21 protein-coding genes and 2 tRNA genes are annotated in these 22,951 nt (G+C 71.0%); 9 read left to right on the top strand and 14 right to left on the bottom strand.

Annotation, left to right across the window (positions count from 1 at the left end; all coding sequences use genetic code 11):
• Positions 1-38: 38 nt before the first annotated feature.
• Together ACFZCP_RS02610 and ACFZCP_RS02605 are read right to left on the bottom strand one after the other, a co-directional pair.
• Positions 39-665, bottom strand: a complete 627-nt coding sequence (locus tag ACFZCP_RS02610; RefSeq protein ID WP_362692465.1) for an alpha/beta family hydrolase — start codon at positions 663-665, stop codon at positions 39-41.
• A gap of 64 nt (positions 666-729) precedes the next feature.
• The gene (locus ACFZCP_RS02605) at positions 730-1,545 is read right to left on the bottom strand and encodes an SOS response-associated peptidase family protein (RefSeq protein ID WP_391423362.1); all 816 of its coding nucleotides are present in this window, start codon (positions 1,543-1,545) and stop codon (positions 730-732) included.
• A gap of 105 nt (positions 1,546-1,650) precedes the next feature.
• Between ACFZCP_RS02605 and ACFZCP_RS02600 the strand changes: the two genes are divergently transcribed.
• The 4 genes from ACFZCP_RS02600 (at position 1,651) to ACFZCP_RS02585 (ending at position 5,267) form a co-directional block, all read left to right on the top strand.
• Positions 1,651-2,373, top strand: coding sequence for a M50 family metallopeptidase (locus ACFZCP_RS02600; protein WP_362691947.1), 723 nt, complete (start codon positions 1,651-1,653; stop codon positions 2,371-2,373).
• A 142-nt stretch (positions 2,374-2,515) separates the two neighbouring features.
• A complete protein-coding gene (gene aroA, locus ACFZCP_RS02595) occupies positions 2,516-3,832 on the top strand; it encodes a 3-phosphoshikimate 1-carboxyvinyltransferase (RefSeq protein WP_391423360.1) in 1,317 nt (438 codons plus the stop codon).
• 16 nt (positions 3,833-3,848) lie between these two features.
• Complete coding sequence (gene rsgA / locus ACFZCP_RS02590; protein ID WP_391423357.1) at positions 3,849-4,859, top strand: ribosome small subunit-dependent GTPase A; 1,011 nt, start codon at positions 3,849-3,851, stop codon at positions 4,857-4,859.
• A gap of 84 nt (positions 4,860-4,943) precedes the next feature.
• Positions 4,944-5,267, top strand: coding sequence for an SMR family transporter (locus ACFZCP_RS02585; RefSeq protein WP_391423355.1), 324 nt, complete (start codon positions 4,944-4,946; stop codon positions 5,265-5,267).
• 121 nt (positions 5,268-5,388) lie between these two features.
• Here the strand turns inward: ACFZCP_RS02585 and ACFZCP_RS02580 are convergent, their stop codons facing one another.
• Positions 5,389-6,015 (bottom strand): TetR/AcrR family transcriptional regulator, encoded by a 627-nt coding sequence (locus ACFZCP_RS02580; RefSeq protein ID WP_362691938.1) that lies wholly within the window; start codon positions 6,013-6,015, stop codon positions 5,389-5,391.
• Between the two features lie 556 nt (positions 6,016-6,571).
• On the opposite strand from ACFZCP_RS02580, the gene hisN reads away from it, so the two are divergent.
• Positions 6,572-7,372 carry a histidinol-phosphatase gene (gene hisN, locus ACFZCP_RS02575; protein ID WP_391423353.1) on the top strand — a complete coding sequence of 267 codons (801 nt, stop codon included), beginning with the start codon at positions 6,572-6,574 and terminating at the stop codon, positions 7,370-7,372.
• A gap of 388 nt (positions 7,373-7,760) precedes the next feature.
• Positions 7,761-8,333, top strand: a complete 573-nt coding sequence (locus ACFZCP_RS02570) for a DUF3566 domain-containing protein (protein WP_391423351.1) — start codon at positions 7,761-7,763, stop codon at positions 8,331-8,333.
• A gap of 100 nt (positions 8,334-8,433) precedes the next feature.
• On the opposite strand, the gene ACFZCP_RS02565 is transcribed toward ACFZCP_RS02570, so the two are convergent.
• From ACFZCP_RS02565 to ACFZCP_RS02555, 3 genes are read right to left on the bottom strand one after another with little or no spacing between them, the layout of a single operon-like run.
• Complete coding sequence (locus ACFZCP_RS02565; protein WP_391423349.1) at positions 8,434-9,228, bottom strand: hypothetical protein; 795 nt, start codon at positions 9,226-9,228, stop codon at positions 8,434-8,436.
• Positions 9,225-9,782 carry a SigE family RNA polymerase sigma factor gene (locus tag ACFZCP_RS02560; RefSeq protein WP_391423346.1) on the bottom strand — a complete coding sequence of 186 codons (558 nt, stop codon included), beginning with the start codon at positions 9,780-9,782 and terminating at the stop codon, positions 9,225-9,227. The genes ACFZCP_RS02565 and ACFZCP_RS02560 overlap by 4 nt, the downstream gene beginning before the upstream one ends.
• Before the next feature lie 31 nt (positions 9,783-9,813).
• Positions 9,814-10,461 (bottom strand): hypothetical protein, encoded by a 648-nt coding sequence (locus ACFZCP_RS02555; RefSeq protein WP_391423344.1) that lies wholly within the window; start codon positions 10,459-10,461, stop codon positions 9,814-9,816.
• 1,151 nt (positions 10,462-11,612) lie between these two features.
• Here ACFZCP_RS02555 and ACFZCP_RS02550 point away from each other — a divergent pair.
• Positions 11,613-12,008 (top strand): CBS domain-containing protein, encoded by a 396-nt coding sequence (locus tag ACFZCP_RS02550; RefSeq protein ID WP_362691920.1) that lies wholly within the window; start codon positions 11,613-11,615, stop codon positions 12,006-12,008.
• Between the two features lie 101 nt (positions 12,009-12,109).
• Here the strand turns inward: ACFZCP_RS02550 and ACFZCP_RS02545 are convergent, their stop codons facing one another.
• Positions 12,110-13,561 carry a catalase gene (locus ACFZCP_RS02545; RefSeq protein WP_391423342.1) on the bottom strand — a complete coding sequence of 484 codons (1,452 nt, stop codon included), beginning with the start codon at positions 13,559-13,561 and terminating at the stop codon, positions 12,110-12,112.
• 179 nt (positions 13,562-13,740) lie between these two features.
• Here ACFZCP_RS02545 and ACFZCP_RS02540 point away from each other — a divergent pair, with 179 nt between their 5' ends.
• Positions 13,741-14,157: a Fur family transcriptional regulator gene (locus ACFZCP_RS02540; RefSeq protein ID WP_362691914.1), complete on the top strand. Its 417-nt coding sequence runs from the start codon at positions 13,741-13,743 to the stop codon at positions 14,155-14,157.
• Positions 14,158-14,296: 139 nt separating this feature from the next.
• On the opposite strand, the gene ACFZCP_RS02535 is transcribed toward ACFZCP_RS02540, so the two are convergent.
• The 4 genes from ACFZCP_RS02535 to ACFZCP_RS02520 all read right to left on the bottom strand — a co-directional run bounded on the left by ACFZCP_RS02535 (position 14,297) and on the right by ACFZCP_RS02520 (position 19,703).
• Positions 14,297-14,370, bottom strand: a tRNA-Met gene (locus ACFZCP_RS02535).
• Positions 14,371-14,689: 319 nt separating this feature from the next.
• Complete coding sequence (locus ACFZCP_RS02530) at positions 14,690-16,501, bottom strand: tetratricopeptide repeat protein (protein ID WP_362691911.1); 1,812 nt, start codon at positions 16,499-16,501, stop codon at positions 14,690-14,692.
• Positions 16,502-16,707: 206 nt separating this feature from the next.
• A tRNA-Met gene (locus ACFZCP_RS02525) sits at positions 16,708-16,781 on the bottom strand.
• Positions 16,782-16,823: 42 nt separating this feature from the next.
• On the bottom strand, positions 16,824-19,703 hold the full coding sequence (locus ACFZCP_RS02520; protein WP_391423700.1) for a UPF0182 family protein: 2,880 nt from the start codon (positions 19,701-19,703) through the stop codon (positions 16,824-16,826).
• Positions 19,704-19,867: 164 nt separating this feature from the next.
• Between ACFZCP_RS02520 and ACFZCP_RS02515 the strand changes: the two genes are divergently transcribed.
• Entirely contained in the window at positions 19,868-20,410 is a 543-nt protein-coding gene (locus tag ACFZCP_RS02515) for a PPA1309 family protein (RefSeq protein ID WP_391423339.1), read from the top strand.
• A 75-nt stretch (positions 20,411-20,485) separates the two neighbouring features.
• Here the strand turns inward: ACFZCP_RS02515 and ACFZCP_RS02510 are convergent, their stop codons facing one another.
• From ACFZCP_RS02510 to ACFZCP_RS02500, 3 genes are all read right to left on the bottom strand, one after another.
• Complete coding sequence (locus ACFZCP_RS02510) at positions 20,486-21,583, bottom strand: PDZ domain-containing protein (RefSeq protein WP_391423337.1); 1,098 nt, start codon at positions 21,581-21,583, stop codon at positions 20,486-20,488.
• 51 nt (positions 21,584-21,634) lie between these two features.
• Positions 21,635-21,808 (bottom strand): hypothetical protein, encoded by a 174-nt coding sequence (locus ACFZCP_RS02505; RefSeq protein WP_362691903.1) that lies wholly within the window; start codon positions 21,806-21,808, stop codon positions 21,635-21,637.
• A gap of 283 nt (positions 21,809-22,091) precedes the next feature.
• Entirely contained in the window at positions 22,092-22,559 is a 468-nt protein-coding gene (locus ACFZCP_RS02500) for a molybdenum cofactor biosynthesis protein MoaE (protein WP_362691900.1), read from the bottom strand.
• Between the last annotated feature and the right edge of the window lie 392 nt (positions 22,560-22,951).

The following is a 22,951-nucleotide window of genomic DNA, read 5'->3' as shown; positions in this document are numbered from 1 at the left end:
CGCCACAACAGCACTCCGCCGCGCAACATTCCCGGGCCTCACCCGAGTGACGCGGCCCACTGCACGACACCCCCGGTGATGATCTCCAGCGCCCGCTCCTGGCTGATCTCCGCGCGTTTCGGCACGGCGAACCCGTGATCGCCGTACGCCACCTCCACCAGCTCGAAGTCCCCCTCGGGGAACTCGTCCGGCCTCCCGAACGGGTCGTTGCCGCCCTGGACGACGAGTGTGGGCACCCCGGAGCCGAGCAGCTCGTGCGCGCGGGACTTCTCCGGCCTGCCCGGCGGGTGCAGCGGGAAGCTCAGCGCGAGCACGGCGTGCGCGTCCAGTTCGACGGCGGTACGGCAGGCGACCCGGGCACCCGCGCTGCGGCCGCCGGCGATCACCGGGAGCCCCGGCGCGGCCAGTGCGGGCCAGATGCCGCGCCAGCCGGTGTCCAGGGTCTTCGGTGCGGGCGCGACCTTCCGGCCCGCGACGCGCCAGGGCTGCTCGACGAGGGCCACGGTCACGCCGTGTCCCGGCAGGACCCGGGCGAGCGCCTGCAGATCCCGCGCCTCGATGCCACCGCCGGCCCCATGGCTGACGGCCAGCACCAGCCGTGCCTTCTGCGCCCGGTGCCAGGTGACGCGTGCGGTCCCGGCGCCGGTCTCGACACTCTCGGTCACGCTGTCGGTCGCGCTGTCGGTCGCGCTGTCGGTCGCGCTGTCGGTCTTGGCATTCTCGATCACGCTAGAAGAGTGTGCCCGCTTCCGGGGCCTCCAGCTCCTTCAGCAGCTCGGGGCCATTGTTGCGGACGTTGCTGACGGCGGTGGAGACCGGGTAGGCACGCATCAGGCCGGGCCCGGGCGGGGCCAGCAGGTCGCGCAGGTCGTCCGGGTCCGTGCGGCCCGGGTCCAGCCAGGCGTCCCAGCGGTCCGGGGTGAGCATGAGCGGCATGCGGGGGTGGATGTCGACGAGGGAGTGCGGGCCCTCGGCGGGGGCGACGGCCAGCGGGGTCCGCTCGGCCTCGGTGGTGATCACCGAGCAGGTGACCCACCAGGCCTGCGGGTGGTCGTCGGGCAGGGTCCGGTCCCGCCAGAACTCGTACAGCCCGGCCATCGCGAACACCGAGCCGTCGGCGGGCAGCACGAAGTAGGGCTGCTTGCGCGGCCGCTTCTTCTTCCCCTCGACCTCCAGCTCCCGCTCCTGCGTGCCGGTGACCCACTCGTAGTAGCCGTCGGCGGGCAGGATGCAGCGCCGGGCGGCGAAGGCGCGCCGGTAGGAGGGCTTCTCGTGCACGGTCTCCGCTCGCGCGTTGATCATCCGGGCGGCGCCCTCGGGCGTCTTGGCCCAGGAGGGCACCAGTCCCCACCTGAGCCTGCGCAGCTGGCGAACCGGACGGGGTTCGGACGCGTCTTTCACGGGACGGTCCAGCACGGCGTAGACCTCTTTGGTCGGAGCCACGTTGAAGTCCGGCTCCAAGGCTTCTTCGGGCTCCCACTTCTCGATCTCGAAGACTCCCGCGAGATCCTCGGGCCCACGACTGGATGCATACCGTCCGCACATACATGCCACACTGCCAGGCCCACCCGTCACCCGACCACCACCTCTCGACGACGGCGCCCCACGCCGACCCGTACTGATCTCGATCGCAGGGAGCCACGCGGACACATGGACAGCCTCGCCGCCATCGCGCTGCCCGACCTCTGGGACCGGCTCACCGGAACCCAGCCCGACCCCGATGTGTGGGTGGTGCTCGCCACCGCCGCCGCCGCGCTCGCCGTGGTCGTCCCGCATCCCTTGTGGCGCCTGTCGCGCAACGCCGTCACCATCGCCCACGAGGGCGGACACGGCCTGGTGGCACTGCTCACCGGCCGGCAGCTGACGGGCATACGCCTGCACTCCGACACCAGCGGTCTCACGGTCAGCCGCGGCAAGCCGTACGGCCTGGGCATGATCCTCACGGCGGCCGCCGGGTACACGGCACCCTCGCTGCTGGGGCTCGGCGGGGCCGCCCTGCTGGCCGCGGGCCGCATCACGCTGCTGCTGTGGGTGGCGACCGCCCTGCTGGTGGCGATGCTGGTGATGATCCGCAACGCGTACGGGGTCCTGACCGTGGTGCTGGCCGGGGGCGCCTTCGTGCTGGTGTCCTGGCTGGCGGGCCCGCAGGTGCAGGCCGCCTTCGCGTACGCGGTGGTGTGGTTCCTGCTGTTCGGCGGGGTACGGCCGCCCTTCGAGCTCCAGGCCAAGCGGGTCCGGGGCCAGGCGGGCGACTCGGACGCCGACCAGCTGTCCCGCCTGACGCATGTTCCGGCGGGCCTGTGGCTGTTCCTGTTCCACGCGGTGTCGCTGTGCTCGGTGATCGGCGGGGGCCGCTGGCTGGTGCAGGGCTGAGGGGGCTCCCAGGAGGCGGCGGGAGCCGTCGGCACTGCGGGCCCGGCGAAGGCTTCCCGGCGACGGCTCTCCCGGCGAAGGTGCCACGTCCGCAGAGCGGATCGCGACGGCCGCTCGCCTGGCCTCCTTATAAAGTGGCTCCATGGCCCCGAACACCGCCCAGCCCGCCCTCTGGCCCGCCCCGCACGCGAGCGGAGCCGTCGACGCGACGGTCCACGTGCCCGGGTCCAAGTCGGTCACCAACCGCGCCCTCGTCCTCGCCGCCCTCGCCTCCGAGCCCGGCTGGCTGCGCCGCCCGCTGCGCTCGCGGGACACCCTGCTGATGGCCGGCGCCCTGCGGGCGATGGGCGTGGAGATCGAGGAAGGGGTGGGCCCGGACGGCTCCGGCGAGGCCTGGCGGGTGCTGCCCACGGGCCTGCACGGCCCGGCCACGGTCGGCGTCGGCAACGCCGGCACGGTGATGCGCTTCCTGCCGCCGGTGGCCGCGCTGGCCGACGGTCCCGTCCGGTTCGACGGGGACCCGCGGTCGTACGAGCGTCCCCTCAACGGTGTGATCGACGCGCTGCGCACGCTCGGCGCCCGGATCGACGACGACGGCCGGGGCGCGCTGCCGCTGACCGTGCACGGCGGCGGGGCGCTGGACGGCGGCCCGGTCTCGGTCGACGCCTCGTCCTCGTCCCAGTTCGTGTCGGCGCTGCTGCTGTCCGGCCCGCGCTTCAACCAGGGCGTCGAGGTCCGCCACACCGGCGCCTCGCTGCCCTCCCTGCCGCACATCCGGATGACCGTGGACATGCTGCGCGCGGTCGGCGCCCAGGTGGACACCCCGGAGTCGGGCGGCGAGCCGAACGTGTGGCGGGTGACGCCGGGCGCGCTGCTCGGCCGGGACCTGACGATCGAGCCGGACCTGTCGAACGCCCAGCCCTTCCTGGCGGCGGCCCTGGTCACCGGCGGCAAGGTGCTGGTCCCGGACTGGCCGGCCCGCACCACCCAGCCGGGCGACCGGCTGCGGGAGATCTTCACCGAGATGGGCGGTTCCTGCGAACTGACCGAGTACGGGCTGGAGTTCACCGGCTCGGGCACCATCCACGGCATCGACGTCGACCTGGGCGACGTGGGCGAGCTGACCCCGGGCATCGCGGCGGTGGCCGCCCTCGCGGACTCCCCCTCCACGCTGCGCGGTGTGGCCCATCTGCGGCTGCACGAGACGGACCGGCTGGCCGCGCTCACCAAGGAGATCAACGAACTCGGCGGCGACGTCACCGAGACGGCCGACGGCCTGCACATCCGCCCGCGCGCCCTGCACGGCGGGATCTTCCACACCTACGAGGACCACCGCATGGCGACGGCCGGAGCGATCATCGGCCTGGCGGTCGAGGGTGTGCAGATCGAGAACGTGGCGACGACGGCGAAGACCCTGCCCGACTTCCCCGATCTGTGGACCGGGATGCTGGGGAACTGACGGGCGGACTGGGACCATGCGCCGCTACGGCAAGCACACCGACGAGGACGACATCCGCACCCGCCCCAACCGCAAGGGCAACCGGCCGCGGACGAACATCCGGCCCAAGCACGAGGACGCGGCCGAGGGCATGGTCCTCACCATCGACCGGGGCCGGCTGACCTGCCTCGTCGAGGACCGTACCGTCATGGCGATGAAGGCCCGCGAGCTGGGCCGCAAGGCCGCCGTGGTGGGCGACCGGGTAGCTCTGGTCGGCGACCTGTCCGGCGCCAAGGACACGCTCGCGCGGATCGTGCGCATCGAGGAGCGCAGCTCGCTGCTGCGTCGCACGGCCGACGACGACGATCCGTACGAGCGGGTGGTCGTCGCCAACGCCGACCAGCTGGCGATCGTCACGGCGCTCGCCGACCCCGAGCCGCGCCCGCGCCTGATCGACCGCTGTCTGGTCGCGGCCTACGACGGCGGCCTGGAGCCGCTGCTGGTGATGACCAAGTCGGACCTGGCCCCGCCGGACAAGCTGCTGGAGCTGTACGGCGACCTCGACATCCCCTACGTCGTCACCAGCCGCGAAGAGCTGGAGAACGGCGACGCGGCGGACCGGGTGCGCACGTTCCTGGACGGCAGGATCACCGCGTTCGTGGGTCACTCGGGCGTCGGCAAGACGACCCTGGTCAACGCGCTCGTACCGAAGGACCGCCGCCGTACGACCGGACACGTCAACGCGGTCACGGGCCGCGGCCGGCACACCACCACCTCCGCCCTCGCCCTCCCGCTGACCGGCGCCGACGACTGGGTCATCGACACCCCGGGCGTGCGTTCCTTCGGCCTCGCGCACATCGACCCGTCCCGGGTGATCCTCGCCTTCCCGGATCTGGAGCCGGGCACGGAGGGCTGTCCGCGCGCGTGCAGCCACGACGAGCCGGACTGCGCGCTGGACGCATGGGTCGAGGAGGGGCATGCGGACCCCGCGCGGCTGTACTCGCTGCGCCGGCTGCTGGCCACGCGGGAGCGCAGGGAGGGCGACTGAGCACCGCGTTGTTTGCCGGGGCGCCGGTCCGGTAAGTGCATACTCGCACCGAGCCGGTGATCCGGACCTACGGGAGGACAGCACATGGCGTGGCTGCTGGTCGTCGTGGCCGGGATTCTCGAAACCGGCTTCGCCGTGTGCCTGAAGCTCTCGCACGGCTTCACCCGCCTGTGGCCGACGATCGCCTTCGCCTCGTTCGCGCTGGGCAGCTTCGGACTGCTGACCCTCTCGCTGAAGAAGCTCGACGTCGGTCCCGCGTATGCCGTGTGGACCGGGATCGGCGCGGCGGGCACGGCGATCTACGGCATGGTCTTCCTCGGCGACCTGGTGTCCACTCTGAAGATCGTCTCGATCTCCCTGGTCATCGTCGGTGTCATCGGCCTCCAGCTGTCGGGCTCGGCGCGCTAGCACCCGCCACCTGCCCGTGACCCCTCGCCCTCGGATCAACGGCGGCAGGCCTTCTGATCGCCCGGGGGCGGGGCACGGAATCAGGCGCCGACAGGACACAGGGCCATCTACCGGCAGGGCGTCAGCGGCCCGCGGCGCACTGGATCAGCTGCTTGGGGAGCGCGCCGCGCACCAGCTCGGCGACGCCGCCCTCTCCCGGCGGCGCGGCCACGCAGGACAGCGCGAGCCGCACAACGTACTCGCAGGACCGCGTGAGGTCCGAGCCGTCGCCCTTCGCCGGGTCGGGTCCGCCGAGCACCGTCACCGCCCGGTCGCGCACGATCCGCACGAAGTCGCCGGGCGAGGGCAGCGGCCCGTCCGCCCGGCGCTGCGCGGGCACGGCGGAGGAGGACGGCACGGCGGCGAGCGTCGGCGCGGGCAGGCGCTCGCTCCAGCAGCCGGTGAGCATGGCCCGCACCAGCGCGTTGTCCCGGGCGGCCGACGCCGTCCACTCGGCGGTGGCGGTGAGCCGGTCGCGTGGATCGGTGTGCGTGGCGAGCGCCCGCTCCACGCCGGCGAGATACCCGTCGGCCGCCCGCCGTACCAGCGCCCTGGCCAGACCGTCCTTGCTCCCGAACTCGTTGTACAGCGTCTGCCGGGACACCCCGGCCGCGGCGGCCACGTCGACCATCCGCACGGTCGACCACGGCCGGCGCGCAAGGGCCGTATAGGCGGCGTCCAGTAGGGACTCCCGGGCTGCAGGCATCATCGCCTCCCTGGGGCGAGCGGCTCTGCGCCCAGATTTGACGCGCGTACATGCACTGTCAAGGGTTCCCGGGCGTGCGAGGGGGCGTGCTTCGGCCACGGTGCGCCACAGCCCACCGCACACCGCCCACCGCCCGCCGCCCCTCCGGCTCAAGTACGGGCTTTCCGACTCAAGTACGGCCTTTCCGGCTCGATTACGGCAATTACCGACTCAAGTACGGCTTCACGACCCAGGGGCGGCCCCTCGCGCCCCAAGTGCGGCCCTTCCCGGCCCGCGTGCGGCCCTTGTCGGCCCACGTACGCGCGTTCCCGATGCGGCTCCCCGGCCCAAGTGCGGCCCGTCGCGGCCCGGGTGGTCCGATCGGGGGGAGTGATCACGCAGTTCCCCGCGACCCCGCCCGCCGCCCGCCGCCCGCCACCCGCCGCCCGCCACCCGCCACCCGCCACCCGCCACAACAGCCGTACCCCAGCCCCGGGCCCCCACTCCCAGCCGCGACGCGCGCCCCGTCACGAAGGCCCCCTGTAGCCCCGAGCCGACCTCGGCCGATACGGTTCCTCACATGCTGGACTACCTCGATGACCTTCGTCTCGCCCACGTCCTCGCCGACGCCGCCGACGCCGCCACCATGGCCCGCTTCAAGGCCCTCGACCTGAAGGTGGAGACGAAGCCGGACATGACCCCGGTGAGCGAAGCGGACAAGGCGGCGGAGGAACTCATCCGCGGCCAGCTCCAGCGCGCCCGCCCGCGGGACGCCATCCTCGGCGAGGAGTACGGCATCGAGGGCACGGGCCCCCGCCGCTGGGTGATCGACCCGATCGACGGCACCAAGAACTATGTGCGCGGCGTGCCCGTCTGGGCGACGCTCATCTCCCTGATGGAGGCGGGCGAGGGCGGCTTCCAGCCCGTCGTCGGCGTCGTCTCCGCCCCTGCCCTCGGCCGCCGCTGGTGGGCCGCGCAGGGCCACGGCGCCTTCGCGGGGCGCAGCCTGTCCTCCGCGGCGCGCATCCACGTCTCCGGCGTCGGCAAGCTGGCGGACGCGTCCTTCGCGTACTCCTCGCTCAGCGGCTGGGAGGAGCGGGACCGGCTGAGGGGATTCCTCGACCTGACCCGCGAGGTGTGGCGCACGCGCGCGTACGGCGACTTCTGGCCCTACATGATGGTCGCCGAGGGCTCGGTCGACATCTGCGCGGAGCCGGAGCTGTCGCTCTGGGACATGGCCGCCAACGCGATCATCGTCACCGAGGCCGGCGGCACCTTCACCGGCCTCGACGGCCGCCCGGGCCCGCACAGCGGCAACGCGGCCGCGTCCAACGGCCTGCTGCACGACGAGTTGCTGGGGTATCTCAACCAGCGCTACTGACGGCGCTTGAGGTCTTGACCTGCTCGTTTCCCCTGATAGCGCTGGGGCAGGGCTGTGTGCACCGCCAAAACACACGCTCAGGTCGCCACGGCACGATCCGGCGGGGCTCCGGCTCAGGTGCCTTCACGCACCATGACCGGCACGGGTTGTCCGGGATCAGACGGTCGTCGACGGCCGCCGAAGGCATCGCGTCGAGGTTCGCGAAGATGCCCCGCTGACAGGAAGATCTCACGATGTCGTCGGGGGTGAGGTACCGGTCCGGGAGGCCACACGGCGGACGGCGCGGGGGTCGGCCTGCTGTGGGAGCGGGAGCGTCACTTGTCCTCCCGTTCACTCACCGTCATCGTCGGGGGTGCGCGGCCGCACACCTGCACATAACGTCGCAGGTGTGGACCAGCCAGGGAGCGGACATGAGCCGAACCAAGCGCAGCAGGACCCTCAGCGTGGCTCGCAAACGGGCACCGAGGATCGCGTCCCGCATCGCCACGACACCGGCGAGCCCACCCCGACGGCGCCCGCACCTGAGTCGCCGCGGCCGGCGCCGACCCGTGATCACACCCTCCCGCACGCTCCGCCGCGCCGGTCCACCCGCATGCGCATATCCGAGAACAACCCCTGGTCGGTCACGCTGATGACCTTCCTCTTCCTGGGGGGCCTGGGGGTGTGCGTCCTCGGCGCCGTGCTCGCCACGTCGCTGGTTCTGGACATCGTGGCCCCGGGCGAGGGGCCGACGCCGTCGCAGACGCTGACCGTCGCCACCGTGGTCGTCGCACTTGAGGTCCTCCTGGGCACCGTCGTGGCATGCCTGTGCAGCTTCATGTACAACTACACCGCGCGGTTCGGCGGCGGCGCCGAAGTGGCCCTGACCGACGATCTCAGCGATCCGGCACCGGCGGGAAGCCAAGGAGAAGACGCGCAAGATCCGCAGGAAGCGCCGGCTCCGGCCGACATCCACAGGTGACCTTCGCGCGAGGTCTGGAACACGCGGCCGTGGTCGCGCCTCCATGTGCGACAGCGTCGCCCGCTGGAACGCAGGATTCCAGACTTACCGGCGGCAGTGGTCAGTGCCAGTCGGTGTCGTGGGTGAGCCGGTTGTGGTGGGTGTCGTACTGGTCGACCGAGGTGATGGTCCGTCCGTCGGGGACGGGGGCGGCCCAGGCGCGGTAGGTGGTGCCGGGGACGGTCACGGTGGTGGCCTTGACCTGGGTGCCGTCGGAGAGGAAGACCACGCCGTAGGCGACATCGGGTTCGGGGTTGGAGACCATGAGCCGGGTGCCGTTGAGGCCCTTGTCGTGCAGCCCCCACAGTCCCATTTCGCCCGAGGCGTGGGGGTCGTGTGTGCCCGTGACGGGTTGGCAGTCGGCCCAGGGTCCGCCCTGGTGGTCGATACGGACGCCGCCGATGTACATGCGCCGGCACAGCAGTGATCTGCCCGGTGCCGTGGTGAGTGATCTGCCCGGTGTCGTCGTTCCGTCGGGGGGTGTGGGCAGGGTGTAGCCCTTGGGCAGCGTCCGGTGGAACTCCAGCGCCACCGACCAGCGGTGCCCGTCTGTCGTCCCTTCGGCCACCCGGACACTGACGGGGACGGGAGCCGGGGCGACCGGGGAGCTCACGGGGGGCGGGGGCAGGCGCGAGGGGGCGACGGCGTCAGGCGGTGGCTTCAGGAACGCAACCGTCAGGCCGAAGCCGAGGACACAGGCGGCACTCGCCACGACAGCCGCGGCACGGCGGCGTTTCCTTCGGGCGCGCGCGGCGGTCAGGATCTGGTCGACGGGGGCCTGGGACGAGGGGTAGGCCTCGCGTGACCGGGCGAAGGCGGCGCGTGCCCAGTCTTCTTGGCCGTGATCTGGAGTCATCGTGCCTCTGCAGGGCGGCTGGGCGGGTAGTTGCGGGCGAGGGTCGACCGGCTGCGCAGTTTGGCCAGGGCCCGGGACGCCTGGCTCTTCACGGTGCCGACCGAACAGCCGAGGACGTCAGCCACCTCCTCCACGGACAGATCCTCGCAGTAGCGCAGCACCACGACCGCCCGCTGTCGCTCGGGCAGGGCGGCGAGCTCGCGAGCCAGGGCGTCGTAGACGTCCACGTCGCCGACACCGGCCCCGTCGTCGTGGACGGGGCCGGTGTCGGGCAGCGACGGGAGAAGGAGGTGGGTGATCCTGCGGCGGCGATGCCGGCTGCGGTTGTTGTTGACCAGTGCGCGGCGAACGTAGTGTTCGGCGCGCTCCGGCTCCAGTCGCCGCCAATGCGGGTACACCTTCGTCAACGTCGTCTGCACCAGGTCTTCCGCCTCGTGGAAGTCGCCGGTGAGCAGGTACGCGGTGTGGGTCAGGGCCCGCCAACGGGCGGTGACGAACCGGGTGAACTCCGAGTCCGGTCCGCCGTCCGCGGCCTGGCGGTCACTTGGCTGCACAGCAGGAGGTGCCCGTCCTTCTTCTGGCTGGTCAGTGCCAGTTGGTGTCGTGGGTGAGCCGGTTGTGGTGGGTGTCGTACTGGTCGACCGAGGTGATGGTCCGTCCGTCGGGGATGGGGGCGGCCCAGGCGCGGTAGGTGGTGCCGGGGACGGTCACGGTGGTGGCCTTGACCTGGGTGCCGTCGGAGAGGGAGACCACGCCGTAGGCGACATCGGGTTCGGGGTTGGAGACCATGAGCCGGGTGCCGTTGAGGCCCTTGTCGTGCAGCCCCCACAGTCCCATTTCGCCCGAGGCGTGGGGGTCGTGTGTGCCCGTGACGGGTTGGCAGTCGGCCCAGGGTCCGCCCTGGTGGTCGATACGGACGCCGCCGATGTACATGCGCCGGCACAGCAGTGATCTGCCCGGTGCCGTGGTTCCGTCGGGGAGTGTGGGCAGGGTGTAGCCCTTGGGCAGCGTCCGGTGGAACTCCAGCGCCACCGACCAACGGTGCCCGTCCACTCGGCCCCTGCCGATCACCTGCGTGACCACCTGCGGCACCTGCCGGTGAGCCGAAGCAGACCGCTTGGCAACGACGGAGGCGGGTGCGGACGCTGGGTGGACGGCCGGGCCCGACGCCGCCTCGCTCACGGAGGCACCGAACGAGATCCCTGCGAGCGCGGCGGCCGTGACGGCGGCCATGGCTGCCTTCCTGGCAAAACTGAGAGCCACGGAGCATTTCTCCTTCAAAGCTGCCGCCCGACACCACGCCGGGCGGTCCTCGACGGCCGGCGCGCTGGGCCCGCGTGCCGACCTGCAGCGATCACCGGGAGCGGTGGCCGCGGCTTGGACGTCCGCCCGTAGGTACTCCCATACACTCACGGCGGGTTGCACGCCGCGCGACATTGCTTCGCGACATCCCCGCTCGCTCGTGCCCGGGACCTGCCGGACTGCCAGGCCGGGCCAGGGAAACCAGGCTTGCTGTCGCTTGCCGGGCAGTCGGGCATCCATGGGGCGTCCGGCTGCCGGGCCGCCGTAAGGCCGGGCCATGCGCCCTCCGCCGCGTGGTCTGCAGATCTGCCGCCCCGCCCGGCCGGGGCCGTCTCCGGGCTGTCCGAGGGCGGCCCAGGAGGACCGACGACGACAACCTCCCGGCGCACCAGTCGGGCTCGAAGCGACGCCGCACCTCACTGGTGCGCCGGTTCCATACCAGCGCCACCGAGGGTGCCTGACGGCGGCGTGGGTGGGATGAGCACGACGAAGCCGCCCGCAGGTGTCCCCCGTGACGGGCGGTTCGCGCCGTAGCAGTTCAGAGATCGAAGTCGGCGGCGGCGTAAGGCGTCTTCGGCCGCTAGACGACACCGGCGTGGCGCCGGCGGCGGGATTCGAACCCGCGTCACCCGCTGGAGAGGCGAAGTAGCCGCAGCCCTCGCACCTGAACAAGGCTCACCGTAGTGCTTCCCCCGCCGTCCGGCACTTGGATTTCCTTCCCGCAGGGGTCCTCCGGCAGTGGCAGGCGGAGGTAGAACTGCAGACCGCAGGGGGTGGACGCGGCCCGCTGGAATCTGCCGGCACAGCCGCGCGGGGCCGACGGCGGGCCGTCCGGGGCCCAGGACGACCATCGGCGTCAACCGCCCGACTCACCGGTGAGGCATCGAACAACGCCGCACGCCACTGGTGTGCTGGTTCCATACCGGCGCTGCTGAGCAGCACGGGAAAGCTGCGCACGCCCTCAACCAGCTTCGCGCGCCCTCTTGTTGACCTGCGCTTTACCTGGCACTCTAAGGCCACCCCCACTTGTGAACTTGTGAATCTCTGCACGTTCCGGAGATTCGTAGGAGGTGGCTCCAGTCATGCTCGTCCGCGACGCCATGAGCACAGTGGTCCTCACCGTCGGCCCTGCCCACACCCTCCGTCAGGCAGCCGCCCTCATGTCCGCCCGCCGCATCGGCGCCGCCGTGGTCCTCGACCCGGACGCCGGCGGCATCGGCATCCTCACCGAGCGCGACATCCTCAACTCCGTGGGCCTGGGCCAGAACCCGGACACGGAGCGCACCCACGCCCACACCACCACCGACGTCGTCTTCGCCGCCCCGACCTGGACCCTGGAGGAGGCGGCCCGGGCCATGGCGCACGGCGGCTTCCGCCACCTGGTCGTCCTCGACCGCGGCGAGGTGGCCGGCATCGTCTCGGTCCGCGACATCATCCGCTGCTGGGCCCCGGCCCGGGAGCCGGCCCCAGCGCTCTGAACACCCGGAACGGGCCGGACCCCGAGCACCGTGGGGTCCGGCCCGCCCTGGGGGCGATCCCCCAAGCTCCTGAGGCACCGGAGGAGGCCAGTGCCGCCGACTCAGCCGCGCAGTGCCTGGACCGCCGCCTCCAGCCGCTTGCCGAAGTCGGCGTCCGCGGCACGGAAGTTGCCGATCGCCCGCTCGGCGATGTCCTCCCGGGACACCTGGGCGATGGAGCCCGCCAGGTTGGAGATCAGGCGTTCCTTCTCCTCCTGCGACATCAGCCGGTAGAGGTTGCCCGCCTGGACGAAGTCGTCGTCCTCGGCATGGACGGGGGTGGGGTGGCCGCCCGTGGCTCCGCCGACGGAGACGGGCTGCCACAGCGGGCGGTCCGTCTGGGCGGGGCCGCCGAAGCTGTTCGGCTCGTAGTTCTTCGCGCCGCCGTGCCGGCCGTCGTAGAGGAATCCGTCACGGGAGTGGGTGCGCGCCTCGGTCGCGTGCGGGCGGTTCACCGGCAGGTGGTCGGCGTTGATGCCGACGCGGTAGCGGTGCGCGTCGCCGTACGCGAACAGGCGGCCCTGGAGCATCTTGTCGGGCGAGGGGCCGATACCCGGGACGAAGTGCGCCGGCGAGAAGATCGACTGCTCGACCTCGGCGAAGATGTTCCGCGGGTTGCGGTTCAGCTCCAGCTTTCCGATCTCGACGACCGGGTAGTCCGCGTGCGGCCACACCTTGGTCAGGTCGAACGGGTTGAAGCGGTACGTCGCCGCGTCCGCCGCCGGCATGATCTGCACGCCCACGGTCCAGCTCGGGAACTCGCCTCGCTCGATCGCCTCGCGCAGGTCGCGCTGGTGGGAGTCGGGGTCCCCGCCCGCGAGGATCCCCGCCTCCCCGGCCGTGAGGTTCCGGATCCCCTGGTCGGTCTTGAAGTGGTACTTGACCCAGAAGGCCTCGCCGGCCTCGTTGTTCCACTGGAAGGTGTGCGAGCCGAAGCCGTCCATGTGGCGGTAGGACGCCGGGATGCCGCGGTCGCCGAACAGCCAGGTCACCTGGTGCGTGGCCTCGGGCGACAGGCCCCAGAAGTCCCAGACGTTGTCCGCCTCCTGGCTGCCCGTGTAGGGGTCGCGCTTCTGGGTGTGGATGAAGTCCGGGAACTTGATCGCGTCCCGGATGAAGAACACCGGGGTGTTGTTGCCGACGAGGTCGTAGTTGCCCTCCTCGGTGTAGAACTTCAGCGCGAAGCCACGCGGGTCGCGCACCGCGTCCGCCGCACCGAGATTGCCGGCCACGGTCGAGAAGCGCAGGAAGACCTCGGTCTGCTTGCCGGCCTCGGAGAGGAACGCGGCGCGCGTGTACGGCGTGACGTCGGCGGTCACCGTGAAGGTGCCGTAGGCCCCGGCGCCGCGCGCGTGCACCACCCGCTCCGGGATGCGCTCACGGTTGAAGTGGGCCAGTTTCTCCAGCAGGAGCTGGTCCTGTACGAGCACCGGGCCGCCGACGCCCGCGGTCTCGCTGTTCTGGTTGTCGGCCACCGGAGCACCGGCCTCCGTAGTGAGCGGTCCCTGCGTCACGTGCGCCTCCTGCGTCCTTGCCCACCGGCCTGTCACCGGCCGGCCCTGTCCTGTCACGTCTTCCGACGCCTTTTGACCAAAGTCAGGATCGATCCTACATTGGACTTAGTCCAAGTCAAACAAGGTTCCAAAGTCACACCTATTCGGAACCTGGTCTCCTTGCTGTTAGGCTTGTCCGCATGAGCGACCTTCTGGAACGACTGCGCGGACGCGGATGGCGGATGACCGCGCAGCGCCGCGTCGTGGCCGAGGTTCTCGACGGCGAGCACGTTCATCTGACGGCCGACGAGGTTCATGCGCGGGCTGTCGCGAAGCTCCCCGAGATCTCCCGGGCGACCGTCTACAACACGCTGGGCGAGCTGGTCACCCTCGGTGAGGTCCTTGAGGTCAGCACGGACAAGCGCGCCAAGCGGTACGACCCGAACGCGCACCGGCCGCACCACCACCTGGTCTGCGCCCGATGCGGCGCGATCCGTGACGTGCATCCGACCGGCAACCCGCTCGCCGACCTTCCCGACACCGAGCGCTTCGGCTTCACCGTCTCGGACGTTGAGGTGACGTACCGGGGGATGTGCCCGGACTGCGCGGGGGCGTGACGGCAGGGGCGTGACACAGACGCGAGACAGGGGGCGAAAGCCCCCTCTTTTTTTGCTCGTGAACCTTCTTCTGTTCGCGAGCGCCACAAACGCACCTGGGGCCGGAATCCATCTCTGGATTCCGGCCCCAGGCCTTCAGTAGCGGGGACAGGATTTGAACCTGCGACCTCTGGGTTATGAGCCCAGCGAGCTACCGAGCTGCTCCACCCCGCGTCGGTGAACACGACATTACGCGAGGGAGGGCCGCCGAGGCAAATCCATTGCCGACCACCCGCCCGGAACCGCTTCCCGGCCGCCGAGCCGGGCACTCACATGGCGACGACGGCCTCGTCCGGCACAGGGCGGGACCACTTCCCACCCGACCGAGCCGAGCCGCCCCACAGCGACAGCCACCTGCACGAGGGCCCGCTTCTCGAATCGCTCGCACGAGACCCGGCCGACCCACTTCCGGAATCGCCCGCACGGGGCTCGGCCACTTCTCGTCCGAGCGAGTCGGGTGGGCGGGTGGGCAGAAATCGGCCGACGCCGAGCGCTAAGCGGAAAGCTCCTCCCGCAACGCATCCCGCAGCCTCCCCGCCCGCTCGGCCACCTCGGCGGGCCCGAGCGCCACCGCCCGGTCGGCCCACTTTTGCCCCTCCGCCAGCTCACCGCGACGCGCGTAGACGAGGGCCAGCCGCAGCGCCGCCCGACCGTGCCCGGCGTCCGCGGCCCGCGTCCACCACACCGCCGCCTCCGGCTCGCTCCCCTCCCGGGCCAGCAGCAGCCCCAGGTTGAACGCCCCGTTGCGCGACCCGGCCTCGGCGGCCGTCCGGTACCAGCGTGCCGCTTCGACGACGTCCCCCCGGGCCGCCGCGAGCATGCCGACCCGCACCTGCGCGCGCCGGTGCCCCTGGGTCGCGGCCCGCTCGTACCACTCCTCGCACTCGGTCTTCTCGTGCACGATCTCGCCCAGCTCGTGCGCCGGCTCCGGCGGCCTGCGCGCATCCAGTACGGTGGCCAGCCGGTACGCGGCCTCCGCGCTCCCGCCGCCGGCGGCGCACCGCAGGTGCCGCTCGGCCTCCTGCTCGTCGCCCTCGCGCAGCCGTGCGATGCCGACCTGGAGGGCGGCCTCGTTGTGCCCGGCGGCGGCTGCCTGCTCGTACCACCGCAGGGCGGCCGGCTCCTCGCCGCGCCCGGCGTGCAGGATCCCCAGGTTGAACGCCGCGTCCACGCTCCCGGCCTCGGCCGCCTTGGAGAACCACGGCTCGGCCCCGGTCGTGTCGCCGCCCTGGAGCAGCAGGATGGCCAGCGCGTTCGCCGCCTCCCGGTGCCCGGCGTACGCGGCGCGCCGGTACCACTGCTCGGCCTGCGCGGTCCGGCCCTGCTCGGCGCAGAGCAGCCCGAGGTTGTAGGCGCCGTTGTCGTCCCCGGCGTCCAGGGCCGCCCGGTACCAGCGCTCGGCGGTCTGTGTCTCGCCGCGCTCGGCATGCAGCGCGCCCAGCGCGTTGGCGGCGTTGCCGTCGCCGTCCTGGGCCGCCCTGAGCCACCACACGGACGCGCTCTCGGTGTCCCCGGCGTCCCGCAGGAGGAACCCGAGCGCGCAGGCGGCCCGCGGCTCGCCGTCCTTGGCGGAGGTCAGGTACCAGCGCCCGGCCTCCTTCAGTTCGCCGCGCTTCTCCAGGATCGCCCCGAGATGCAGCGCGGCCCGGCGGTGGCCGCGCGCGGCGGCCTGCCGGTACCACTGCTCGATCTCCTCGACAGCGTTGTCAGTCCCGGCTCCGTCCTCGTGCGCAGCCCTGCGGTCGAGGGCGCGCGCCAGCCGGTAGGCGGCCTCACGGTGCCCACGCTCTGCGGCGGCCCGCATCCAGTGCCCGGCACCGGCGTCCCCGCGGTGCTCCAGGAGATCGGCGAGCGCGTAGGCGCCCAGCGCATGGCCCTGCTCGGCGGACTGGCGCAGCCAGTACTCGGCGGCGGGTTCGTCCCCGCGCTCGCGGTGGTGGCGGCCCAGCGCGTGGGCGGCGGCGGCCGAACCGGCGACGGCGGCGATCCGCCACCAGCCGGCGGCCTCCTCGGGGTAGCCGCGCTGATGGAGGAGGACACCCAGGTTGTTGGCGGCGGCCCGGTCTCCGGCCGCGGTGGCTGCCCGCAGGTGGGGCTCGGCCCCGTCGAGGTCGCCGCGGCGCAGCAGCATGGACCCGAGGACGCTGGAGGCCTCGGTGTCACCGGTCTCCGCGGCGAGCCTGAGTCGTACCTCGTCGGCGGCTTCCCCCATGTCGCTCATCTCGTCCCGGGTCGGCTCCTCACCCTCGGGCTGCACAAATCGCCCTGTCTCGAACAGAGTTGCCCTATCCCCCATAACGTCCATCGTCGCACCACCTGCAACCTGGGTACACCCGGTATACCGCAGCCCGTGAGGTCACTTCAGCGTTTTGTCGACATGCCCACAGAGAGATAAGTCAAACACAGTTCGCCCAACTCCCCACGGCGGCGCGGCCGCCCCTCCCCCTCTGCACATGAGTTCGCACACCACGAAGGCCCGGATCCCTGTAGGATCCGGGCCTTCGACTGCAGTAGCGGGGACAGGATTTGAACCTGCGACCTCTGGGTTATGAGCCCAGCGAGCTACCGAGCTGCTCCACCCCGCGCCGTTTGCACAGTCACCGTATCACGGCGCGGGGCGGTCTTGATCAACGCTTGTTCTCCCCACTGGGCTTGCCGGCCTTGGCCTGTGCCTCCTCGGCCCGCTTCAGTGCGGCTTCCAGGTCGTCCTGGGCCTTGGCGTACGCGGTCCAGTCCGGCTTCGGCTTCTGCAGGGCCTGCTGCCCGGCCTCGAAGGCCTTCTGGGCGTCCTCCAGCGCCTGCCTGACCGTCGGATTCGCGGTGTCGGGCGGGTTGTTGCCGGTCTCCGGTGGCGTGGTCGAACCCGTCACCCCGAACACCTTGTTGAGCGCCTCGTCCAGGGTGTTCTCGAAGGCGGTCTTGCCCTCGTAGGTGACCAACACCTTGCGCAGCAAGGGGTACTTGAGTTCACCACCGCGGACGTAGACCGGCTCCGCGTAGAGCAGGCCCCCGTCCAGCGGCACCGTCAGCAGGTTGCCGTACTCCACCTTGGAGTGGCCTCTGCTCAGCAGGCTGATGGCCTCGGCGATGTCGGCCTGGGAGTTGAACTGGCTCTGGACCTGTTTGGGTCCGTCGACGGTGGTGCTCGTCGGCAGTTTCAGAATTCTGATCTTGCCGTAGTCGCTCGTGCGCGGATCGGAGTCGACCGCCATGAAGGCGCTCAGGTTGTCCCGCCCGTTCGGCGTGAGCGTCGTCGTCAGCGAGAACGCCTGGGCACTCTGGTCGGGCATCTTCATGCTCAGGTAGTACGGCGGCACCGCGCTGCCCGAGTCGTTGGTCGGGTCGTCCGGGACCTGCCACACCTCGCTGCCACTGAGGAAGGTCTGCGCGTCCGTGACGTGGTAACGGCTGAGCAGCTCGCGCTGGACCTTGAACAGGTCCTGCGGGTAGCGCAGATGGGCCAGCAGGGAGGGCGAGATGTCACTGCGGGGCTTGACCGTGCCGGGGAAGGCCTTCATCCAGGTCTTCAGCACGGGGTCCTTGGTGTCCCACTGGTAGAGCTTGACCTCGCCGGTGTACGCGTCGACGGTCGCCTTCACCGCGTTGCGGATGTAGTTGACCTGGTTCTGCTGGGCCACCACGGTGCGCGAGTTGTTGGCCGCGGTCAGCGAGTCGGCCGTCGTGTCGCCGAGGGTCGTGCGCGAGGCGTACGGATAGCCGTTCGTCGTCGTGTACGCGTCGACGATCCACTGGATGTGGCCGTCCACCACCGCCGGGTAGGCGTCGCCGTCGATGGTCAGCCAGGGGGCGACCGCCTCGACACGCTCCTTGGGCGTGCGGTTGTACAGGATCCGCGAGCCCTTGCCGATCGCGCCGGAGTAGAGGATCTGCGGCTCGTTGAACGCCACCGCGTACGCGGCCCGGTTGATCGGGTTGTCGAGGTTGACCCCGCTCTTGCCCGTGTAGCTGGTGGTCTTCTCGCCCTGGTCGTCGGAGTAGTCGATCTCCTTCTGGGGACCGCCGACGATCGAGTACGTGCCGGTCTTCTCGCCGTAGTAGATCCGCTGCTGGTAGGGGGGCAGGTCGCCCTTGGACGGCAGGTTCTTCTCGGTGAAGACCGGGCGGCCCTCGTCGTCGGCCTCGGTGCCCTTGGCGGCGACCACGCCGTAGCCGTGCGTGTAGCGGAAGTGGTCGTTGATCCAGTTGTTCTTCGGGATGCCGTCCAGATTCAGCTCGCGCAGACCGATGACGGTGTCCTGGTCCTTGCCGTCCTTGGGGTACCGGTCGACGTCGAGGTTGGTCGGGAACCCGTAGTAGTTCCGGATCTGCTGGAGCTGCTGGAACGTCGGCGAGACGACGTTCGGGTCCATGATGCGCAGGCTGGCCGTGTCGTCGACCTGGTCGCGCAGTCTGGTCTTGTCCGTGGTGGCGGACTTGCCCGCGTACTCCGTGACCTTGGTGTCGTCGATGCCGTACGCCTCACGGGTCGCCTTGAGGTTCTTCTGGACGTACGGGGCTTCCTTGGCCTGCTCGTTGGGCTCGACCTGGAACTTCTGGACGATGGCCGGGTACAGGCCGCCGATCAGGATCGCGGACAGGACCATCAGGCCGAAGCCGATGACGGGCAGCTGCCAGGTGCGCCGCCACAGGGTCGCGAAGAACAGCAGCGCGCAGATGACCGCGATGCAGAACAGGATCGTCTTGGCCGGCAGATAGGCGTTGGCGTCGACGTAGCGCAGGCCGGTCCAGTTGCCGGTCGCCTTGAAGTCGCTGGACTTGACGGCGAGGCCGTACCGGTCGAGCCAGTAGGCGACCGCCTTCAGCGCCACGAAGATGCCGAGGAGCACGGACAGGTGCCCGGTCGCCGCGGCCGTGGCGCGCGCGCCGGGGCTGGTGACGCGCAGCCCGCCGTACAGGTAGTGGGTGAGGGCGGCGGCGATCAGGCACAGGATCGTGGCGGCGAAGCCGAAGCCCAGCAGGAACCGGTACCAGGGCAGGTCGAAGGCGTAGAAGGAGACGTCGAGGTGGAACTGCGGGTCCTTCTGGTGGAAGGGCACGCCGTTGACCCACATCAGCCAGGTACGCCACTGCCCGGCCGCCGAGGCGCCCGCGATCAGGCCGACGAGGGACGTGACGGCGAGCAGCAGCCACGTCTTGTACGGCGCGATGCCCATGCGGTAGCGGTCCAGGCTCTGCTGCTCCATGGACATGGCGCTCAGCGGGGGCCGCAGGCGATGCGCGAGCCAGATGTTGAAGCCCACGGCGAGCGCCATCACCAGGCCGAAGACGAAGAACAGTCCGATCTTGGTCGTCAGGGTGGTGGTGAACACGGACGAGTAGTGCACCGACCGGTACCACAGCCAGTCCGTCCAGAAGCCCGCGAACATGGTGAACGCCATGCCGAGGACGGCAAGGACGCCCAGGGTCATGAGCAGGGTACGGGCGCGCCGGGACGGGCGGCCCGCTCTGATCCGCGGTCCCGTCGGGCCTCCGCCGCGGTCCGGCATCTGGAAAGCCAAGGTGCGCACCTCGAAGTTCGCTGTCGATCCGTCAGGCCCTCGTGTTCGCGGGCCTGCCGTGGCCCCCCGTGATCGCGGGCCCACACATATGCAACTTACTGACGGATTACTCGGTTCCCGGTTCGGGCCGGGAACGAGGCAGGATTGTGACCATGTCCAACACTCCCATGGCAGCGAGCCCGCTCACCCGGGCCGTACTCGAGATCGACGAGTACGCCTCCGGCCTCGGCTGGGACCAGCCCGCTCGCCTCTTCGCCCTCGTAGACACCGCACGGCTGCGGGCTCAGGAACCCTCGCTCGCCGCTCAGCTCGGCCTGCAGGACGCGCCCGAGACCACCGGCCTCACCCCGATCGAGCAGGACGAGATCGCGGCGGACAAGCCGCTCGACGAGTTCCTCGGCACGATCGCCTGGCCGGATGCGGTGGTCGGCTGCGCGCTCACCGTGGAGCGCCTGATGCTGCCTCCGTCGGCCGAGGCGCAGGTCCCGCAGGGCCTGAGCGAGGCCAAGCTGGCCAAGTGGGTGGCGGACCACCCCGAGCGCCAGGAGGTCCGTATGACGGTCGCGGTCCTGCGTGACGGCAGCCGCGATTCGGCGGTGCGTCTGCGCGAGAAGGACTCCCCGACGGAGGTCCTGACGGGCCCCGACCTGGTGCCGGGCCTGGTGAGGGCTCTGGCGGCCACGTTCGAGGACTGACCTTCGGCGGTACGGCGATGGGGGCGCCCCTGTTTTCGGGGGGGGGCGCCCCCAGCCGTGCACCGGGTCTGCCGGTCAGCCCTTGGTGGTGCACTTCGGCAGTGCGGCGCTGTCGCCGCTGCGGATGTCCCTGAGAGCGCCGAGGGCGTCGCCGATGGTCTTGACCTTGACCAGGGTGAGCCCGCTGGGGGTGTCCTTGGCGGCGGCCGCGCAGTTGTCGGCGGGCGTCAGGAAGTACTGGGCGCCCCTGCTGCGCGCGCCGACCGTCTTCATCTCGATCCCGCCGATCGGCCCGACCGTGCCGTTGTCGTCGATGGTGCCGGTGCCGGCGACGAACTTGCCGCCGGTGAGGCTGCCGGGGGTCAGCTTGTCGTAGATCCCGAGCGCGAACATCAGACCGGCGCTGGGCCCGCCGACGTCGGCGAGCTTGATGTCGATGCTGAACGGGAAGGTGTGGTCGGTCCCGGGGGAGATCCCGACGACGGCCCGCCTGGCGCCGCTGTCGTCGGAGGTCTTGGTCGTGACGGTGACGTCCTGCGTCTTGGTCGCCGTCCTTTGCTCCTTCTCGGCGGCGGCCTGCTCCTTGACCGGGACGACGGTGAAGACGACGTTCTGCCCCGGCTTGTGCTTGGTGATGAGCTTGGCCACGTCGGACGGCTGCCTGACCGCCGTACCGTCCACGGCCTTGATCACATCGCCGGCGTGCAGCCGGCCCTGGGCCGGGGAGTCCTTGACGACGGTGGAGACGATCACCCAGGACTTCACCGTGATCCCCAGCTTCTTCAGGGCGGCGACCTTGGCGCTCTCCTGCGACTGGCTGAATTCCTCGGCGTTCTCCTGCGTGGACTGCTGCTCCGTCTTGCCGTCCGGGTACAGGGTGTCGTGGGGCACGATCTTGCTGTCGTGCGCGAGCCAGCCGTAGACGGCCTCGACCAGGTTCATCCGGAAGTCGGCGCTGGTGACCCGGACGGTCGTCATGTTGAGATGCCCGTCCGTCGGGTACGTCTTGTGCCCCGCGATCTGCAGCACGGGCTCGCCCTGGTGATCCCCGAGCGTGTTCACGGTCGGTCCCGGAGACATCTCCGCGTACGGCACGGGGATGAGCAGCCCCGCGCACAGGAGCGCGATCAGCATCAGGGTGGAGGCGAGCATCGTCGCGGTGCGGCGTGGCATGCAACGACAGTACGGGACGCCTCTGTCAGCGCACCGTCAGGGCCGCCTTCCTCAGGCGCCGCGCGCACCCGGAGGTGTCTTCTCCATGGCCTCGCGGAACCGCGCGTACCCGTCGAGTTCGGGTCCGTCGCTGCGTGTCTTGCGTGTCCGATTGGCCCAGCTGCCCCATAGTCCGGCACCGACCGCCGCGACCAGCGGTATCAGCAACCAGGCGAGCGCCGCCATGCCGACCTCCCAACCCCATGAACGTCCGCAACCGACTGATCAGCAGATTAACCATCCGCACGGACAACGCTCACGCGAGGGGGTCGGTTACGCAACCGGAGGGGGTGGTGGGCCGACGGTGAAGGACGGTGCGGCCGACGCCACCGGGTGAGGACGGCACCGCCTGCGTGAGCGGGCGGGGTCCACACGGCCTGTATCACCAGGTGAGGGCGGTACCGCCGACGTCAGCGGGTGAGGTCGGCGCTGCCCGTGCCGCGTGGGTCGGGGGACGCCGCTGCCCGGGTCAGCAGGTGCCGGCTCCGACCCACTCCTCGGTCCCGTCGGAGAATCTCTGGTGCTTCCAGATGGGCACTTCGTGCTTGAGGTCGTCGATGAGCTTGCGGCAGGCCTCGAAGGCCTCGGCACGGTGGGGGCAGGACACACCGACGACGACGGCGAGATCACCGACGTCGAGGTCCCCCACACGGTGCACGGCGGCCAGCGCCCGGACCGGATACTCGGCGACGACCTTCTCGGCGATCCGCCGCATCTCGGCCTCGGCACTGGGATGACAGGAGTAGCCGAGCGCATCGACGTCGGCCCCCGAGTCGTGGTTCCGCACGGTCCCCACGAAGAGTGCGACACCGCCGGCCGCGTCGTCCCCGACGGCCTGGAACACCTCGTCCACGGACAGCGCGGTCTCCCGCACACCGATCAGCTTGATCGGATCCTCAGCCGCCTGCTCACCGGGGTGATCGTTCCTGGATGCCATGCCCCCAATGGTGCCGCACGCCTCCGACATCCCGGAATACGACTTTCACCAGGCACACGCACACCGGCGTTTGGAGTCTCCTACAGCCACGGTCCGACCGACCGTGCCAAAGCACACGGCGCCCTCCCACCCGACCGAGCCGGGTGACGCGGCAGCACCAGCCCACCGAGTCGGGTGGTGGGTGGGCGGGGCCGGGGGTCCAGGGGGCGGGAGCCCCCTGGTGGGGTTCAAGGGGCGAAGCCCCTTGGCAGGCCCCCTTGGCATGACCGTGCGCCCCCGGCAGAACCGTGCCGCTCGACAGGCCGGTGCCTCCTCAGCCGAACCGTGCCGCTCGACAGAACCGTGCCGCTCGACAGAACGGTGCCGCTCGACAGGACGGTGCCCGCGCGGCG

The organism is Streptomyces sp. NPDC007971, assembly GCF_042958635.1.
Classification (GTDB): Bacteria; Actinomycetota; Actinomycetes; order Streptomycetales; family Streptomycetaceae; genus Streptomyces.
The sequence above is the reverse complement of the archived record's forward strand: the minus strand, read 5'-3'. Positions and strand labels throughout refer to the sequence as shown.

Coding starts and splice junctions, on each gene's coding strand:
- ACFZCP_RS02605 (WP_391423362.1), bottom strand. CDS start 1,545: ATGTGCGGACGGTATGCATCCAGTCGTGGGCCCGAGGATCTCGCGGGA.
- ACFZCP_RS02600 (WP_362691947.1), top strand. CDS start 1,651: ATGGACAGCCTCGCCGCCATCGCGCTGCCCGACCTCTGGGACCGGCTC.
- aroA (WP_391423360.1), top strand. CDS start 2,516: ATGGCCCCGAACACCGCCCAGCCCGCCCTCTGGCCCGCCCCGCACGCG.
- rsgA (WP_391423357.1), top strand. CDS start 3,849: ATGCGCCGCTACGGCAAGCACACCGACGAGGACGACATCCGCACCCGC.
- ACFZCP_RS02585 (WP_391423355.1), top strand. CDS start 4,944: ATGGCGTGGCTGCTGGTCGTCGTGGCCGGGATTCTCGAAACCGGCTTC.
- ACFZCP_RS02580 (WP_362691938.1), bottom strand. CDS start 6,015: ATGATGCCTGCAGCCCGGGAGTCCCTACTGGACGCCGCCTATACGGCC.
- hisN (WP_391423353.1), top strand. CDS start 6,572: ATGCTGGACTACCTCGATGACCTTCGTCTCGCCCACGTCCTCGCCGAC.
- ACFZCP_RS02565 (WP_391423349.1), bottom strand. CDS start 9,228: ATGACTCCAGATCACGGCCAAGAAGACTGGGCACGCGCCGCCTTCGCC.
- ACFZCP_RS02555 (WP_391423344.1), bottom strand. CDS start 10,461: ATGGCCGCCGTCACGGCCGCCGCGCTCGCAGGGATCTCGTTCGGTGCC.
- ACFZCP_RS02550 (WP_362691920.1), top strand. CDS start 11,613: ATGCTCGTCCGCGACGCCATGAGCACAGTGGTCCTCACCGTCGGCCCT.
- ACFZCP_RS02540 (WP_362691914.1), top strand. CDS start 13,741: ATGAGCGACCTTCTGGAACGACTGCGCGGACGCGGATGGCGGATGACC.
- ACFZCP_RS02530 (WP_362691911.1), bottom strand. CDS start 16,501: ATGGACGTTATGGGGGATAGGGCAACTCTGTTCGAGACAGGGCGATTT.
- ACFZCP_RS02520 (WP_391423700.1), bottom strand. CDS start 19,703: ATGCCGGACCGCGGCGGAGGCCCGACGGGACCGCGGATCAGAGCGGGC.
- ACFZCP_RS02515 (WP_391423339.1), top strand. CDS start 19,868: ATGTCCAACACTCCCATGGCAGCGAGCCCGCTCACCCGGGCCGTACTC.
- ACFZCP_RS02510 (WP_391423337.1), bottom strand. CDS start 21,583: ATGCCACGCCGCACCGCGACGATGCTCGCCTCCACCCTGATGCTGATC.
- ACFZCP_RS02505 (WP_362691903.1), bottom strand. CDS start 21,808: ATGGCGGCGCTCGCCTGGTTGCTGATACCGCTGGTCGCGGCGGTCGGT.
- ACFZCP_RS02500 (WP_362691900.1), bottom strand. CDS start 22,559: ATGGCATCCAGGAACGATCACCCCGGTGAGCAGGCGGCTGAGGATCCG.